The sequence below is a fragment of the Lutimonas sp. genome (assembly GCF_051011215.1).
GTDB lineage: Bacteria > Bacteroidota > Bacteroidia > Flavobacteriales > Flavobacteriaceae > Lutimonas.
Genome location: NZ_JBPCUJ010000045.1, coordinates 1 through 17,557 on the forward strand (window position 1 = coordinate 1; position 17,557 = coordinate 17,557).

Genomic DNA, 17,557 nt, shown 5'->3' on the forward strand with positions numbered 1-17,557 from the left:
TGGTGGTTCAGCGATGGACGCTATTGCTCGTCAACCTGAAGCTACTGGTAAAATTCAAACAGCGATGTTGATTGCAGCGGCGCTTATTGAAGGTATTGGATTTGCTGCTTTATTTGCAGTTTAATCTTAAAAGTAACAATAGCTATGACGGTTGGTTATAGCTATTGTTTTCAAAACAATATTAATATTTACAAAATAAACACATGGAGAAGTTAATCAACGATTTTTCATTTGGACTTTTTTTCTGGCAAACAATTCTTTTTGTATTGTTGCTTTTCTTATTGAAGAAATTTGCATGGAAACCTATTTTGGACGCTTTGAACAGCAGAGAAGAAGGTATTCAAAATGCCTTGGATGAAGCTGATAAAGCCCGTCAGGAAATGCTGGATCTTCAGTCAAGCAACGAAAAGATTTTGAAAGAAGCCAGAGCTGAAAGAGATTCTTTGTTGAAAGATGCAAGAATGATCAAAGAAAAAATGATCACAGAGGCGAAAGATGAAGCAAAGACTCAATCAAATAAAATTATTGAGCAGGCCAAACAAACCATAGAGAATGAAAAACATTCGGCAATCACTGAATTGAAGAATCAAGTTGCTGAATTATCAATTGGCATCGCAGAGAAGATCATGAAAGACGAATTGTCTGATAAGGACAAGCAAGTGAAGTTGATTGAAAAAATGTTAGACGAAGCTAGGTTAAAATAAGCATGGTAGGAACAAGAGCAGCATTAAGATACGCTAAGGCAACATTAAACCTCGCAAAAGAAAAAGGTTTTGCAAAAGAGGTGAATGATGATATGATTTTAATCCAGTCTACGATTGAAGAAAATCATGACCTGGAAATCATGTTAAAAAGCCCTGTGATCAAATCGGCAGCCAAGACAGCTGTATTAAAAGACATTTTCGGAAAAAAAGTAAATGATATCACCATGGGTCTTATCAACTTACTGATCGAAAACAGAAGACCTGCCCTACTTGAATTAGTAGCTAAGGAATACATTGTGATTTACGATTTCCTGCAAGGAATAGAGGTAGCTCAAGTTATATCTGCCGTTCCATTGACCAAGGACTTGGAAAAAGCAATTCTAAAAAGAGTTGAGGAAGCATTAGGAAAGCAAATTAGCTTGAATAATGTAGTGGACCCGTCAATAATCGGAGGGTTTGTTTTAAGAGTAGGTGATAAATTGTATGACTCAAGCGTTTCTTACAGATTGAACAACCTTCTTTCTCAATTTGAAGATAATCATTATATATCTAAAATCTAATTAAGATAATAACTAGTAAAAATGGCAACAATAAAACCAGCTGAAGTATCAGCAATTTTAAAAGAACAACTAACAGGATTTGAAGGAAAAGCTTCGTTGACTGAAATAGGAACTGTATTACAAATAGGAGATGGTATCGCCAGAATCTATGGTTTATCAAATGTACAGTATGGAGAGCTAGTGGTTTTTGAAGGAGGACTTGAAGGTATCGTTCTTAACCTGGAAGAAGACAATGTTGGTGTAGTATTATTAGGTGATTCTACTGCAATTAGAGAAGGAGCTACTGTAAAGCGTACTGATAGAATTGCTTCTATCAATGTAGGTGAAGGTATCCTTGGAAGAGTTGTAAACACACTAGGTGAGCCAATTGATGGTAAAGGGCCAATTGAAGGTGAAACTTTTGAAATGCCATTAGAGAGAAAAGCTCCTGGTGTAATTTATAGAGAACCAGTAACTGAGCCATTACAAACCGGATTAAAATCAGTTGATGCCATGATTCCTGTAGGACGTGGACAACGTGAATTGATTATTGGTGACCGTCAGACTGGTAAGTCTACTGTGGCGCTTGATACAATTATCAATCAGAAAGAATTTTATGATGCAGGTGAGCCAGTATTTTGTATTTATGTTGCCATAGGTCAAAAAGGTTCAACTGTTGCTGGTATTGCTAAGATGTTAGAAGAAAAAGGTGCTCTTGCTTATACGACTATTGTCGCTGCAAATGCATCAGATGTTGCTCCAATGCAGTTTTACGCTCCGTTTGCAGGTGCTGCGATCGGTGAATACTTCCGTGATACAGGTAGACCAGCATTGATTATTTATGATGACCTTTCTAAACAAGCGGTTGCATATCGTGAAGTTTCATTGTTATTAAGAAGACCTCCAGGTCGTGAGGCATATCCTGGTGATGTATTTTATCTTCACTCAAGACTTCTTGAAAGAGCTGCAAAAGTAATCAATGATGATGCGATTGCTTCTCAAATGAATGATGTTCCTCCTTCATTGAAAGGAAAAGTAAAGGGTGGTGGTTCATTAACTGCCTTACCAATTATTGAAACACAGGCCGGTGATGTATCCGCCTATATTCCAACAAACGTAATTTCGATTACTGACGGACAAATATTTTTGACTTCTGATTTGTTTAACTCAGGTGTTAGACCAGCGATTGACGTAGGTATTTCTGTATCACGTGTAGGTGGAAATGCTCAGATTAAATCAATGAAGAAAGTAGCTGGAACTTTAAAACTTGACCAGGCACAATACCGTGAATTAGAAGCTTTTGCTAAATTCGGTTCTGATCTTGATGCTGCAACCTTAAGTGTAATTGAAAAAGGTAAAAGAAACGTGGAGATCCTAAAGCAGGCTCAGAACGACCCGTTTGCTGTTGAGGATCAAATCGCTATTATTTATGCAGGTTCAAAAGATTTATTAAAATCAGTTCCTGTTGAACAGGTAAAAGAATTTGAAAAAGATTTTCTTGAATTTTTACGTGCAAAACACGCGAATGTTCTTGAAACTTTGAAAGCAGGTAAATTAACTGATGAAGTTACTGATACGTTAGAAAAAGTAGCTGCAGAAGTATCTGCAAAATTTGAATAAACGTTTAAAGTTTTGACTTCAGAATCTTGTGTTCTGAAGTCTAAATTTAATTTTATACATAAATGGCAAATTTAAAAGAAATACGTAACAGAATATCGTCCATTGGGTCAACCATGAAGATCACCAGTGCCATGAAGATGGTATCTGCTGCTAAGTTGAAAAAAGCCCAGGATGCGATTGTTCAAATGCGTCCTTATTCTAATAAATTAACCGAGTTATTACAAAATCTAAGCGCAACTTTGGATAGTGATGATGGTGGTGAATTCACTGAACAGAGAGACATCAATAAAGTCTTGATCGTTGCCATTACCTCTAACAGAGGATTGTGTGGTGGTTTCAATTCCAGTGTAATAAAAGAGGTGGCAAAGATAGCAAAGACAACATATGCTGGCAAAGACGTTTCTATTCTTACCATTGGTAAAAAAGGAAATGATATTCTTTCTAAAGAGCACGCTATTTACAAATTTGAATCGGATCTATATGATGAATTGACTTTTGAAAATACCGCTGTTTTTGCTGAAGATTTGATGGAGCAATTTGCCAACGGTGCATTTGATCATATTGAATTAGTGTATAACAGATTCAAAAATGCTGCTACTCAAATAGTAACACAAGAGCAATACTTGCCAATTGCAGCTGCTGAAGAAACCGATGAGGCAGGCGCTGATTACATTTTTGAGCCAAATAAAGAAGAGATTGTAAAAGGATTAATTCCTAAGTCATTGAAAATGCAATTGTACAAGGCAATTAGAGATTCATATGCTTCAGAACACGGAGCGAGAATGACAGCCATGCACAAGGCAACAGATAATGCAACAGAACTTAGAGATGAATTATTATTGGTGTATAATAAAGCGCGTCAAGCGGCAATTACCAACGAAATCCTGGAGATTGTTGGTGGAGCTGAAGCTTTAAACAACTAATATAAAATTTCATAGCATAAAAAAAGCTCCTTAGGTTTCTAAGGAGCTTTTCTTTTATCTATATCATTTACTGAGGAACTTTGATCAAGTGACCAAATAACACCGCATTCATAAATAATTTATTGGTGCCGTACCAGGCGCCTCTAAAATTAGGATTATCTGCAAAAAGTACGACCCTTCCTTTGCCTTTCTTACTTACGACAATGGAAGCCGCCTGCTTCATGATTTCGAGATTTTCTGAGCTGATATAGCCATCAACATGAGGGTCTTCCACATAGGCTGCCACTGTAGAGAACCTGTTTTTACTTGGTTTAATCCAAACGCGATTATTCTTATAAACTGGTACTTTTTTGCTGTGATAACCGTAGGCAATTGGATGTGTTAAGTCAAGGTCTACTTCAAAAATGGCGCCCCCAATGTTGTGCTTTCGAAGAGTTCCTCGTGCAGATTCATAACTACTTCTTTCTCCCTTAGAAACCGAATCAGGCATTTTTCCAAAAAGTTCTTCTTCCACAATTTTTTGCTTGATGGCCCAGTCACTCGCCTTGCCTGTTGTAATCAAGGTATTGCCATCACCAACCCATTTTGATAGTCGTTCTTTTTCCCTTTTATTCAAAAGTCTGTAATTCCCGGAAACCATGATAATCACATTATATCGGTAGATGTCTGTTAAATACAGTCTGCTTTCGGGGACTTTTACTACCGGCATATTCATCCTGTCTTCAAACAGGTGCCATACCTCTCCTGCCTCATAAGAACTGACAGTACCACCAACTATCATCATAACACTTGGCTTTACCAATGTTTGAAAGCTCCTGCTCCCCAATCCATTTCCTCCAACTGTCATGCCAGTGTTTACAGGAAAAGCTTCAATCTTATACTTCTGACTGGCTTCTTCTACCAATTCATGCACGGTGGCTGCAGGTATCTCAAATTGATCTTCTACAGGAACCAATAAAGCACCCCTATTAAAACGCCGTTGCGATTCACCAATGTTTGACGTAAACGGTTTCGTTGACACTTTCACTACAAGACCATGATTTTCCAGATCATGCAATAATGCCGGGGCATAATAGCTGTCATAAGGAATCAAATAGGCATAATCACTCTTTACAAATTGCTGAACCTGTATTTGATTTGTCTCTTCCGTAATTCTTTCCCCATAGGATGGCAGTTTCCCGGAAGGTTTATATTTTAAATTATAGAAATTCACCATGGACCAGGCCGAAGTATCGTAAAAGACGCTGTCCCGATACGATTCATACGTTTCGAATAAAGATTGAACCATATAATACTGCTTTTGATTTGCAGGCACAACATAAGATGACCCCTTGTCAAAATTTACGCCATTTACAGTGGTTTTTTCACTGAGCGGGTATACTTCGATACGATGTTGCAATAAAACATCTATAAAGGCCTTATTTCGATGCTGATCCAGTGAATCACCAAAGACATATCCTTTCACTTTAGAAGATGCTCCTTTCTGCCTCGCTTTCTTAAAAAATTCGTTCTGATAGTTATAGAGTAAATCCTTATTTGCAATGGCAGCTTTGACGGTTGCCATACTCGACACAAACTGGTTTCTTATGGTAAAAGGAAATGAAATCACTCCTGTTGAAGTTTCCTGCAGGTGCCCTCGTGAACTGGCCTGCTCAAATAATAATGCCAACGAACCCTGGAGGTCCATATAGGTAGAACCATATCCGGGGTAGGTAGAATCATAAATCTCATCTGTAAAATAAAAAGAACCTATCTCATCCAGGTCAGCGGCATACTGTTCTGCAAAAACCTTGTTAAGAACGTCCCGGTTCTCTGCGGGAGTAATTGGCTTAACAGAAGCCGATTTGTTTTTAGGTTCGAAAAAATAAGTACTGTTGGTCCCCATTTCATGAAAATCAGTCACCACATTCGGATACCAGTCATGGTACCAATCCAGGCGTCCCTGTGATTCCGGATGCACACCGAGCAACAGGTCCCTGTTCAGATCAAACCAATAATGATTTGTTCTGCCTCTTGGCCAGGCTTCATTATGCTCTATATCATATTTATCTGCAATCAGTGGATTTCCTCTGTAACTGTTGGCCCAGTTCGAATGCCTGTCCCTCCCATCAGGATTAATCGTTGGATCTAAAAAGACGATTACCTCATCCAAATAGGATACTACTTTTTCATTTTGAGAAGCAATCAAAGTATAAGCTGTCAGCATGGCTGCTTCAGTACTAGAGGGCTCATTACCATGCACTCCATAGGCAAGATTCACAAATAATGGAAGTCCGCTAAAATCCTGGACATCCTTATCGGCATCAACCACTTCAAGGTGCTTCTTTTTGAGCTCCTCAATATTTTTTAAATTCTCCGGACTTCCGATCTGTAAAATCAAGAGTTTCCGGTTTTCATGGGTTTTTCCATAAACAGTGACCGCAGCCTTATCGGAAAGTTCGGCCAGCGTATACATATAGGCTACCACTAAATCATGTCGGGTATGGTATTCTCCAATGGGATATCCAAGAAACTCCTCAGGACTTGGAATGGAGGTATCAAATGGCTGGTAAGACTCCAAAAAATAATCTTGTGCAAATAAGAGCGTATTTGACAAACATAAAATCGTTACAAGAAATCTTAATAGGTGAGGCTGCATAAATATTTTTTTTTAAAATTAAGGATCTTTTAATAATTCAGTTCCCATATTTTTGTAAAAAAATTATTGACTGATGAAAGTTCTGTTTTTAGATACGAATCACCCGCTTCTCCTAGATGGATTAAAAAAGCTGCATATGGATTGTGATGAAGACTATTCTTCTTCCAAAACAACGGTTGAAAATAAAATTCATTTGTATGATGGTATTATTATTCGCAGTCGATTCCAAATCGACAGATCCTTTTTAGAAAAAGCAACAAAATTGAAATTCATCGGACGGGTTGGAGCCGGTTTGGAAAATATTGATATTGACTTCGCGATGAGTAAAAACATCCATTTAATTGCCGCCCCTGAGGGAAATAGAAATGCTGTGGGTGAACATGCTTTGGGAATGATTCTTTCTCTTTTCAATAAATTTAACAAAGCTGATACAGAAATCAGGAACGGGCAATGGCTCAGAGAAGATAATCGGGGTATCGAATTAGAAGGCAAAACCATTGGTCTTATAGGGTATGGAAACATGGGGAAGGCCTTTGCAAAAAAACTAAAGGGATTCGATTGTGAGGTGATCTGTTATGACATCAGGGAAGGCCTGGGAGATGAAAATGCCAGACAAGTAGGTATAAATGAACTATTCCAAAAGACCGACATCTTAAGTTTACATACACCTCAAACGGATCTTACCAAACAAATGGTTCGGGCCTCGTTTATAGATCGGTTTAAAAATGATATCTATGTCATTAATACAGCCAGAGGTTCGGCTATTGTTACCAAAGACTTAGTCAGCGCTTTAGAATCAGGCAAAATAAAAGGTGCCTGTCTGGATGTTTTAGAATACGAGAAAAGCTCTTTTGAAAATTTCTTTTCAAAAGAAAATACCTTACCTGAAGATTTTCAAAAATTGATCAATTCAGATAAGGTACTCTTAAGTCCTCATGTGGCCGGATGGACCGTAGAATCAAAACGAAAACTGGCAGAAACCATTGTCCACAAAGTTGCCGCCATGTTGGATCAGCATAATTCAATAAAATAATGCAGGAGATCCGTAGTGGTAATGATACCCACCAGTTTATCTTCTTCTACAACCGGTAAAGAATGGAACTCTTTACTGGCCAGCAGTTTGGAAACTTCCATAATGGTTGTTTGAGGACTTGCTGTTAATGGTTTTTTTATCATCAGGTCTTTGATGTCAAGCATATTATAAATAGGAGTATCTTCTGTTCCTTCCTTACCATAAGCATCTATAAAACTGATACGTTGTAAATCTGACAAACTGATAAGACCTATTAATTTTTCATCACTAACGACAGGCATATGCCTGATGTGGTTCTTCTTCATTCTCTTTTCAGCAGAATAAAGAGAATCCTCTAGGTTCAATGTTACAACCTCCTTGGTCATAATACTTGAAATGGGTTCATTTTTTTTCATGGCTGATCTCCTTTAAAACTATGTTAAAGTACATGAAAAATAACCAGATATAAAATGATTTAAATCATGATTACAAGGAAATAAGAAAGACTAGGTTTTCGAAGCGTCGGAGTTGCCTTTTTTAGCTTTTTTCTTTCTCCAATAATTCTTTCTACCTCCGCCTTTGGCTTTTCCGGCGGGCTTTGGTTTTCTCTTATGACCGTGCTGTCTTTCCGGCTTTTGCGACTCTTTCTCAAGATCATCATTTACAAAAGGATGCTCATGAATGACCCGGATCTGTTTATTGATTAACTTTTCAATATCCTTTAAATAAGGTCTTTCGCTTCCATCGCAAAATGAAATCGCAATTCCACTGGCCCCGGCTCTTCCGGTCCTTCCGATTCTGTGGACATAGGATTCCGGAACATTAGGCAAATCGTAATTGACCACAAATGACAATTCGTCAATATCAATTCCTCGCGCAGCTATATCAGTAGCCACTAAAATATTAATATCACCTTTTTTGAAATTATTCAAGGCCAGTTCTCGTGCCGTCTGAGATTTGTTACCATGTATGGCAGCACTCCTGAATCCTTCTCTCAGCAATAACTTGACAATTTTGTTTGCTCCGTGTTTGGTTCTGGAAAAAACGAGTACTGAATCTATTTGATTTTTTTGAAGTAAATAGATCAACAACTTTATTTTATTGGATTTGGTAACAAAGTAAATTGCCTGCTCAACTTTCTCAGCCGTAGTTTGTTCCGGCTGTACCGTAACCCTTTCAGGATTTCCCAATATCTGCTTAGACAAGGCAACAATTTTAGGGTGCATAGTTGCAGAAAAGAATAAGGATTGCCTTTGCTTGGGTAATAAATTTATAATCTTTTTAATATCGTGAATAAAGCCCATATCAAGCATCTGGTCAGCCTCATCGAGCACAAAATATTCTATATGTCTCAGGCTGATATGTTTCTGATTGATAAGATCGAGTAAACGCCCCGGAGTGGCTACTAAAACATCAACTCCTCGTCTTAAGGCATCCACCTGTGCTCTTTGTTTCACACCTCCAAAAATAACAGTATTCTTTAAGTTGGTGTATTTGCCATATACCTTAAAGCTCTCAGAAATTTGTGTTGCCAGCTCTCTGGTGGGTGTCACAACCAAGGCCTTGATTTTTCGCTTTCCTTTTACCTGACTATGAGATTTGCTCAGGTTCTGTAATATCGGAATTGCAAAGGCTGCCGTTTTTCCCGTCCCTGTTTGGGCACAGCCCAAAAGATCTCTACCTTTTAATAAAATTGGGATGGATTGTTGTTGTATGGGGGTTGGCTTTTTATATCCTTGCTCCTCTAGTGTTCGGAGTATCGAAGGTATGAGCCCTAATTCTTTAAATGTCATCTATTATATTAAGAGCCGCAAAGATAACTCGATTATTTGGATATAAACCCCTTTCATCACCGAACTAGTTCTTGGCATTCATAAAATAGAGAACCATTCTATGATCATACGCAGGTAATTAGTGCCAATAAGTGATACACTATATCTATTGAAGCTTGTACAATAGGCCATTAAAACCGAAAATCAATATCAAAACGTATTCTGTTTCCATTTTCCAAAGCCGGCCCATAAGCAAGAAGTTGCTCAACTATAAAATATCTTACTTTCAGCTGAAGCATTTTACTGATCCTGTATCCACTCATGATCTCAATTCCTTTGTAATTGGTCAGTCTCCCATCTCTCGAACCCTGACCACTGTAATCCCATCTTACCCAATCATTCTGGGCAATAAAATCTACGGCGGCATAACGTTCTAAATAGGTGATATAAGTGCCAAGCGCAAAGTCACCCTTTTTAGAGAGATCGCCCCAAACAATACTACCTACAAAGCCATTTTTCTGGTTTTTAAAACGATCTTCAATAGCATCGTTTTTGTTATAATTCTGTAGGTTTCGATACAGGTCTAACCCCATTGTAATTCTTGGGTTTTTAAATACCAGGGCTTCGGCCCCGAATTGAAGAATTGAATATTCAAATCTGAAGGTTTCATTTCCATCAGGAATATCTGGCATGCGATTGAAGTGAAAAAAACCGGGAAACACTCGTAATCTATTTTCAAAATGTTCTGTTTTAATTTGTACGATCCCCATAAAACTATCATCAGCAAAAGTTGAAAAACTATTGAGCATCGTAAACATACCTCCCGCATAGGTAACTTTGTCAATCCAATCAGGTGCAGGATTGTGATGGGCACTCAGATAAACCCCATCTAACCAAACGTTATCGCTCCAAAAAAGTTCATTTGTTTTTTCAAAAGGAAAAGTATTTCTACCCACCCAAGCTGTAAACCATTTTTTATGATACTTGAAATACAGCTTATCGAAACCGATCGGAACTGATTCAAATTCATGATATCCATCACCAATGGTCAAGTGGGGATCCTGTTGTTTCTCAGGGTAACCTGTTCTCATTCTCAGACCAAATGTAGCCCAGTCTTTTGGTTTATACTCTAACTGAGCCCTTACTCTGAATCGAACTCTAAACCGGTCATCCCTGTATGTTCCGTCTGATTTTCGAGAATCCCAGTCTTGCTCTGCTCTGGCTCTTAGGTCGGCCTTAAAGAATAGTTTTTTTTGCTTTACAGGTTCCTGGGCTGTCAATCCTTGAAGGCATAAAAATAAGTAGACAAAAATGGCTACAAAATGAATCATTAAAATTTTCATGTCTTGCTGAAAGTATCGAGTTTAAGGCAAACATAAAGGAATTAATCAGCAGATACGATGACAAATATCATTGGGAATTTAATAAATATCAATTGCGCTTGTTTTAGTAAATTAGTAACATGAAAGCGATTACTTATATTTTATGCCTCCTGGCTTCTATAGCCAGTGCTCAACAAGTTGCCGATACCTATTATCGCCCTGATATTTTGAATATTGCTTATGATAAAAATGCAGGACCCGTTGTTTTTATTGATGAAGGCCATCATAACTTTCATACAAAAAGTGGCAGATACCAGGCTTTCTCCGACCTGCTTGAAAGAGATGGTTATCGAGTAAAGGCCTATGCAGGGCCATTTATGACTCAAAGACTTGAGTCAGGACAGATTTTGGTAATATCAAATGCACTTAACCAAATCAATATAAACAAGTGGTACCTGCCTACTCCAAGTGCTTTTAGTAAAAAAGAAATAGAAACGGTAAAACAATGGGTAGCCAATGGTGGTAGTTTATTTCTGATCGCAGACCATATGCCTATGGCAGGTGCCGCTGAGGATCTGGCAAAAGTATTTGGTTTTGAAATGACCAATGGATTTGCTTTAAACAGCAATCAGAATGGACCTACCTTGTTTCGTGTTGAAGACCAAACGCTGATCGAAAACGAGATTACAGCAGGCAGGTATGTAAATGAATCTGTTTCTGAAGTTGCTTCGTTTACAGGTCAGGCATTTCGATCCCCGGAAGACGCCAAACCCATATTAATACTTCCGGAATCACATATTAATATATTACCAGATACTGCATGGGTTTTTGAAGGAGATATAAAACAGTACAATGCCAAAGGAATGCATCAGGGAGCCTACATGGAATATGGCGAAGGTCGCATCGTGGTTTTTGGTGAAGCAGCTATGTTTACATCCCAACTTGCAGGACCAAACAGACAACGCTTTGGGATGAGTCATGAATTAGCCAAACAAAATTACCAGTTGCTACTCAATATTATTCATTGGTTAGACAGAGGAATTTCCAATTAGTTGCGCCCTCCTATCAGGCCCGGCACAGCCTTGATATAATATTTTCAAATTGAGGAAACTGCTTGATCAGATCATCTCTTTGAGCCATTTCAAAATCGGCAAAATCAAATCCTGGTGACACCGTACAACCTGCTAAAGAATAAGAATCTTCTGTTGAAACCTCAGAAGCAAACCAATCACCACCTTGTACCACATGTTGAGGCACCTGACCCAATTCTAATTCAGGGCCAATAATATGATTCTCATAAACTCCGTTTTTAGTAATCACATGAAGTGAAATTGGTGATCCCTTATAGAAATGCCAGACCTCATCTTGGTGAATCTTATGGAAGGCCGAGAAATTATCAGAAGTCAGCAAAAAATAGATGGCCGTGCTTACATTTCTCATCCCTGAATATCCTTCAGGAAGGCATTCTTTGGCAATCGTCAAATCACTTCTATGAGATTCCTTGTAAAAACCTCCTTCAGGATGAGGCAACAATTCCAATTGTTTTATGATAGCATTTATTGTTTCTATAGTGTCGGCACCCATACTTTAAGGCGTTTTTATTAATTTCTCGATTTTAGACAAGACAATTGGACCAGCTTCCTTTCCTGGAGACATTCTTGTTAAATAGGCTGCATGAGGCAGGTCCGTTTCGGGCTCAAAGTATTCAGGCTTCAATATATATCCCATGGCGTCAAGCCCCAAGCCAATGACAAACTTCGGCCCGTCACCCATCATTTCCTTCGATTTAAATGAATAAGCTGGAGGAGTTTCTCCAGGATGAGTAATAAATTCCGCTTCACCGATTCTAAACCAAGCCATCTCAGTGGTAGTAGTTGAATCAATGTCCCTTTTAATAACTCCTGCAGCTGCCAACTGAGCCCATCCCGAATTGGAAATCGGCAATTCAAAAACTTCATTTCTAAATTGAATATCTGAATTTTTCAATTCTGATTTCCCCGGAAGCAAACGTTGAACCTCAGCAGATAATTCTTCTCCTCTTTTTATTCCTACCTCAAACGACTGATCTTCCTTTTCAGGTTGTACCCATCCTCCTATAGCTCCTTGAAAAAACAGGTGCTCCCCATCAATTGATTTCGATAGGTGATTATAAAATGCGCCCACATAATCAGCAGAAACCTCGTTCTGAACTGCGTCATAGAAGGTAGGATGGCAGGCAAAATTTGTCATTGTAGCGATGCTTTCGCCATTGGTATCAGTAAACTGGATCAATTCTAAGGACCGATCTATTTCATCAGGCTCACAAATATTATTCACCCAGCCTTCTCCAAATTCTCCTGAAGCTGCATATATTTTGGCGGGCCTCATTCCTTCAAATGCTTTCTTTACCTGTAAAGCGGCCACCTCTATCATTTCTTTCATATATACAGAATCAACACCACTTTCCAATTGACTGGGACCCCAAATACCTACTACGTCCGGGCCTGAGTGAACATGGTTAGATGCTACTATTATTCGCTCAGGTAACATCAATGAATCATTGATCATTTCACTGGCTCTAATACGGATCTTATCTACATCAGGATACAGTAGACCAATACAGTCTAACGTAACCAGAGCCAATAATTCATTCTCTTTTCTTATCACCACCGCTTTGGCATACAATGAATCATGAATTCCGGTAAAGCGCCTATTGGGTTTGTCTCCTGCTATAAACATTCCGATTTTCGGATTGATTGTGGAAGAAGAAGCCCCGACAAGCACAGCATTAATCGGATTCTTAGTATTTTTTGGTTTTGACTCACAGTTTAGAAATAGAATTGAGGCTATAATTACCATAGCCATCAAATTTAAATTCCGGGATATACTTACATCTATTTTCATTTTGTGTTGACTTTTTAATCCTTGATTACTATTATTTTAAATTCTAATATTGAAAGAGGAACGGTTAATTTCCTTCTAATTCCTTGGCTTTATTTAATGAAAATACAAAGGTTGAATCTTTGGCATAGGCTTTTTGAAAAAATGTGATCGCTGTAATCGTATCTCCTTTGGCCAGATAGGCATCACCAACGCTATCATATGTGTTTGCAGAACCACTAAACAATTGATTATTTAACTCCAAAACTCCAATTGCCTCTTCGTTCTTTTTTAAGGTCATTAACTGATATCCCAACATGTTTAATTCATTCTCTCCGAAATTATAGTCTACGGAAGTATCTGATTTCAAATTTTCATAAAGGGCAATTCCTTCCTTCAACCCTTTGTCAACGATCACATGTCTCAAGGTATCAACAATACTGATTTTAGGAAGCTCATATGGCCTGTCATTCCAAATATTCTTTACGCCATTGACAGCAGCCGATGGAAAGCCTTTAGAATTATTAGTCAGTAAAATCAAACAATTATCTTCTTCAATTTCACGATAAATATACGTTCCGAATCCAACCCATCCCCCAGAATGATAAACGACTTTTTTACCGGTTAATGACTTATCAAGAAACCAGCCAAAACCATAATCTGTAGTATCTCCGTTTTTTAGAACAAATGGACTAAAAGCTTCTTTTTTAGATGCCTCGCTTATAATTTTATCTGTATACAAAATACGATCCCATTTTTGCAGGTCCTCTAAGGAGGCATAAATCCCTCCATCTCCTTGTACAGGATTAATAAAATGTCTGTCTTCAAAAGTACGGCTACCATCTAACTCGGTTTTATACCCGAATACCCGTTCTGGCATATCCGGATCTAAGCCTGGAACATAATTATAAACAACGCTCCCCATTTCTGTCGGTTCAAAAATATGCTCCTTAACATAGGTTTCAAACGGCATTCCTGAAGCCTTGTTAACGATACTTGCCAACAATAAATAACCGGTATTGCTGTATTCCCACTGTTCTTCAGGTTTAAAATCTACCTCCGGTTTCTTTTCAACCAGCATTTTTATTATATCCTCATTTCCGGAAACAAACCTGTTGACATCGTTATATTCGAGCTCAGGTTTCCAGTATTCAAACATGAGCCTTTCGTAATCTGGCAATCCTGAAACATGATTCAACAAATGTCTCACGGTGATTCCTTCATAAGGCAGTTCCGGAATAAAATCTCGTATATCCTGATCATAGGATAGTTTTCCTTGTTCCTTTAATTGTATAATTGCAGCAGCTGTAAACTGCTTACTTACCGATGCCAATCTGAATCGATCTCCTAGTTGCAAAGAGTCAATTGGGTCAATATTTTTTATTCCAAAGGCCCCTTGATACACCATTTCTCCTTTTTTTATCACCATGACATTCCCATTGAATTGTCCCCTTTCATGCATCGTGGCAAATAAATTTTGATATGGATTGTTGTCCTTATTTGTAAGGTCATTAGCCTGCTTACAAGAGGCGAGTAAAACAAAAAACAATAGGGCAATTGAATAAAATTGTTTCGAAAACTTTTGAATAGTCATGTGTATATCTGATTTGATTCGTGCAGGCTTAAATTTACTAAAAAAAAGACAAGCTAATACTAGCTTGTCTTTTTGGTTTTTTAGAAGAAATCTATCTCGATTAAGATTCTGGAATGCTTATGGTTACTTTCTCAACGACTCCTGTAAACTCTGAATCGTCCACATCTTTAAATACTTTATCCGCTACCTGAGTGGCATCGTCCAATCCGACATCTGCCGTTTCATCAGCAGAAAAAACAGCAGGCTGCGTTTTTTCAACCCTACCTTCTGCCACCAGATCTCCATCTACAAATATTTTGGCTACTCCGCCTTTTCCGGTACCACCACCATCATAGGTGAATTCCAATTTAATTTGGGCGTTTTTATTAGTGACAGCCTTAGGTGCCTCAATCGTATACCGTTGTAAACCGAAATAATTATACGTATAGCCTGGTTTCCCATTATTCATATAGAGGGCCCATCCACCAAATTTTCCACCTTGACAAAGAATAATACCCCTGTCATTCCCATTCAAATTGACATCAGCTACAATAGTTTTGGAGGTGTTTTTTACATTCAAGAACGTATTTTCTAAAATACCTTCCATTCCCTGTGCTAAGGTCAATGATTTTCTGTCACCCATGAGGTCTGGTCGACCGGCGATAGCAGCATTAAAGCGTTCATACAATCTATCATCTAACGGATAGACATTATTCGCAATCGCCTCTTTATCGAACAAATCCTGCATTTCTTTTACTTTTTCAGGTTGATCCGCAGCAAGGTTATTTGTCAAACTAAAATCTTCATCAACATGATATAACTCCCATTCCTCTTCTGCTAAGGGTTTTCTAGGTTTGCCCACCCATGGCACCATATGGACCACACGTGCAAGCCAGCCATCATGATAAATGGCTCTGTTTCCGAACATTTCAAAATATTGAACCTTATGACGATCTTCAGCTCCTGCATCGTTAGCAGCATATAACATACTCACACCATCCATAGGAATTTGATCTACACCATTGATCGATTTGGGTGCTGGTAATCCGGTCGCTTCCAAAATCGTCGGTGCTACATCATTCACATGATGAAACTGCTCTCTAATTTCTCCTTTGGCACTGATACCAGCTGGCCAGTGCATTACCATGGCATTTCGAGTTCCCCCAAAATCAGCTGCCATTTGTTTTGTCCATTTAAAGGGGGCATCCGTAGCCACTGCCCAGGCCGCCGACATATGCGGAAATGAATTTGGTCCGCCCCAATCATCAGCATGTTCGAGCATGCTCTCAATCGTTTCTTCATCAAAAATTCCGTTCAAGTGAACCAATTCATTAAAGGTTCCTTCTAATCCACCTTCAGCACTAGAACCATTATCGCCCATTACATAAATGAATAAGGTGTTATCCATGGCACCCACTTCTTCAATGGCTTCCACCATTCTTCCAATTTCATTATCCGTATGATCCATAAAACCTGCAAATGTTTCCATTTGTAAGGCAAATAATTTCTTTTCATCTGCACTTAAGCTTTCCCAGTCTTTAATATCACTTGGCATAGGAGCCAGTTTTGTATTTTTAGGAATGATGCCCATTTCTTTTTGACGGGCGAAGGTTTCTTCTCTTAATTTTAGCCAACCGGCATCAAATTTACCTTTGTATTTTTCTATCCATTCCTTGGGTGCATGATGAGGTGCATGTACCGCTCCTGGGGCGTAATAAACCATGAAAGGTTTATCAGGAGTCATTGCCTTTTGAAACTTGATCCATTCAATCGCCTCATTGGTCATGTCGGTTGTAAAATGATAGTCCGGATCATCTTTTTTATGCACCTTGGTTACCCCATCAAAAATAACCGGATCCCATTGATTGGTCTCACCTCCAATAAATCCGTAAAATTTATCAAAACCTGAATTCGTTGGCCATCGAAAAAACGGACCTGAAACCGATACCTCCCAGGTAGCCGTTTCATGCCATTTTCCAAAGGCAGCCGTGCTATATCCATTTTGACGAAGCGTTTCTGCGACATATTTCGCATTATCCGGTCTAATTCCTTGATTGCCGGGATATCCTGTGGCTATTTCCATTACTGAACCAACATTGACATTGTGATGATTTCTACCTGACAGCAAGGAGGCTCTTGTTGGCGAGCATAAGGCAGTTGTATGAAACTGATTAAATCGTAAACCATTATTGGCAAGACGATCAAAAGTAGGTGTTTCTATGGCACCTCCAAAAGTATTTGTTGCTCCAAAACCAATATCATCTATCATAACCAATACGATATTAGGCGCTCCTTCAGGTGCCTCTACATTGAAAGGTTCTGGTTTCTGAACATTTCTGGCATCCATCTCAGTAATGGCTGCTGTTTTTGGAGGTTGAATCGGAAGGTGGGTTCGATCTAATTCATTAGAATTATCAGTTGATACTGATTTCGAATTTTCGTTTTGTTGACATCCTAAAGAAATGCTCAACAAAAACAAAAATCCAATTTTGAGAATTTGTGATTTCATGAAATTCAAGGTTTAGAAAATTAGTGACCTAAATTTACGGAAGTATTTGCTAGGGACAGTATTAAAATCCTGTTTTTACAAAAAAT

Annotated in this window: 14 protein-coding genes and 1 pseudogene; 7 read left to right on the forward strand and 8 right to left on the reverse strand. The window is 38.5% G+C overall.

All coding sequences use genetic code 11. The features are described from left to right. The 5 genes and pseudogenes from ACR2MV_RS04675 to atpG all read left to right on the forward strand — a co-directional run. Positions 1–124, forward strand: a pseudogene (locus ACR2MV_RS04675) (hypothetical protein); the annotation flags it as partial. A 79-nt stretch (positions 125–203) separates the two neighbouring features. Continuing rightward, positions 204–704: a F0F1 ATP synthase subunit B gene (locus tag ACR2MV_RS04680; RefSeq protein WP_434020741.1), complete on the forward strand. Its 501-nt coding sequence runs from the start codon at positions 204–206 to the stop codon at positions 702–704. A gap of 2 nt (positions 705–706) precedes the next feature. Next, positions 707–1,264 (forward strand): ATP synthase F1 subunit delta, encoded by a 558-nt coding sequence (gene atpH / locus ACR2MV_RS04685; RefSeq protein ID WP_434020742.1) that lies wholly within the window; start codon positions 707–709, stop codon positions 1,262–1,264. A 21-nt stretch (positions 1,265–1,285) separates the two neighbouring features. Further along, the gene (gene atpA, locus ACR2MV_RS04690) at positions 1,286–2,863 is read left to right on the forward strand and encodes a F0F1 ATP synthase subunit alpha (RefSeq protein ID WP_434020743.1); all 1,578 of its coding nucleotides are present in this window, start codon (positions 1,286–1,288) and stop codon (positions 2,861–2,863) included. A gap of 62 nt (positions 2,864–2,925) precedes the next feature. Further along, positions 2,926–3,786, forward strand: coding sequence for an ATP synthase F1 subunit gamma (gene atpG, locus ACR2MV_RS04695; protein ID WP_434020744.1), 861 nt, complete (start codon positions 2,926–2,928; stop codon positions 3,784–3,786). 67 nt (positions 3,787–3,853) lie between these two features. Here the strand turns inward: atpG and ACR2MV_RS04700 are convergent, their stop codons facing one another. Beyond that, the gene (locus tag ACR2MV_RS04700; RefSeq protein WP_434020745.1) at positions 3,854–6,424 is read right to left on the reverse strand and encodes a M14 family zinc carboxypeptidase; all 2,571 of its coding nucleotides are present in this window, start codon (positions 6,422–6,424) and stop codon (positions 3,854–3,856) included. Positions 6,425–6,497: 73 nt separating this feature from the next. On the opposite strand from ACR2MV_RS04700, the gene ACR2MV_RS04705 reads away from it, so the two are divergent. Continuing rightward, positions 6,498–7,457: a 2-hydroxyacid dehydrogenase gene (locus ACR2MV_RS04705; RefSeq protein WP_434020746.1), complete on the forward strand. Its 960-nt coding sequence runs from the start codon at positions 6,498–6,500 to the stop codon at positions 7,455–7,457. On the opposite strand, the gene ACR2MV_RS04710 is transcribed toward ACR2MV_RS04705, so the two are convergent. The 3 genes from ACR2MV_RS04710 to ACR2MV_RS04720 all read right to left on the reverse strand — a co-directional run bounded on the left by ACR2MV_RS04710 (position 7,436) and on the right by ACR2MV_RS04720 (position 10,551). Next, positions 7,436–7,852 carry a CBS domain-containing protein gene (locus ACR2MV_RS04710; RefSeq protein WP_434020747.1) on the reverse strand — a complete coding sequence of 139 codons (417 nt, stop codon included), beginning with the start codon at positions 7,850–7,852 and terminating at the stop codon, positions 7,436–7,438. The genes ACR2MV_RS04705 and ACR2MV_RS04710 overlap by 22 nt on opposite strands. A gap of 90 nt (positions 7,853–7,942) precedes the next feature. Continuing rightward, on the reverse strand, positions 7,943–9,229 hold the full coding sequence (locus ACR2MV_RS04715) for a DEAD/DEAH box helicase (protein WP_434020748.1): 1,287 nt from the start codon (positions 9,227–9,229) through the stop codon (positions 7,943–7,945). Positions 9,230–9,399: 170 nt separating this feature from the next. Beyond that, entirely contained in the window at positions 9,400–10,551 is a 1,152-nt protein-coding gene (locus ACR2MV_RS04720; RefSeq protein WP_434020749.1) for a putative porin, read from the reverse strand. A gap of 119 nt (positions 10,552–10,670) precedes the next feature. Here ACR2MV_RS04720 and ACR2MV_RS04725 point away from each other — a divergent pair, with 119 nt between their 5' ends. Next, the gene (locus ACR2MV_RS04725; RefSeq protein WP_434020750.1) at positions 10,671–11,582 is read left to right on the forward strand and encodes a hypothetical protein; all 912 of its coding nucleotides are present in this window, start codon (positions 10,671–10,673) and stop codon (positions 11,580–11,582) included. A gap of 13 nt (positions 11,583–11,595) precedes the next feature. Here ACR2MV_RS04725 and ACR2MV_RS04730 read toward each other — a convergent pair whose 3' ends face one another. From ACR2MV_RS04730 to ACR2MV_RS04745, 4 genes are all read right to left on the reverse strand, one after another. Beyond that, positions 11,596–12,114 carry a cupin domain-containing protein gene (locus tag ACR2MV_RS04730; protein ID WP_434020751.1) on the reverse strand — a complete coding sequence of 173 codons (519 nt, stop codon included), beginning with the start codon at positions 12,112–12,114 and terminating at the stop codon, positions 11,596–11,598. A gap of 3 nt (positions 12,115–12,117) precedes the next feature. Beyond that, entirely contained in the window at positions 12,118–13,368 is a 1,251-nt protein-coding gene (locus tag ACR2MV_RS04735; protein WP_434020752.1) for a hypothetical protein, read from the reverse strand. A 109-nt stretch (positions 13,369–13,477) separates the two neighbouring features. After that, on the reverse strand, positions 13,478–14,983 hold the full coding sequence (locus ACR2MV_RS04740) for a serine hydrolase (RefSeq protein WP_434020753.1): 1,506 nt from the start codon (positions 14,981–14,983) through the stop codon (positions 13,478–13,480). A 100-nt stretch (positions 14,984–15,083) separates the two neighbouring features. Next, positions 15,084–17,471 carry an arylsulfatase gene (locus tag ACR2MV_RS04745; RefSeq protein ID WP_434020754.1) on the reverse strand — a complete coding sequence of 796 codons (2,388 nt, stop codon included), beginning with the start codon at positions 17,469–17,471 and terminating at the stop codon, positions 15,084–15,086. Positions 17,472–17,557: the final 86 nt, after the last annotated feature.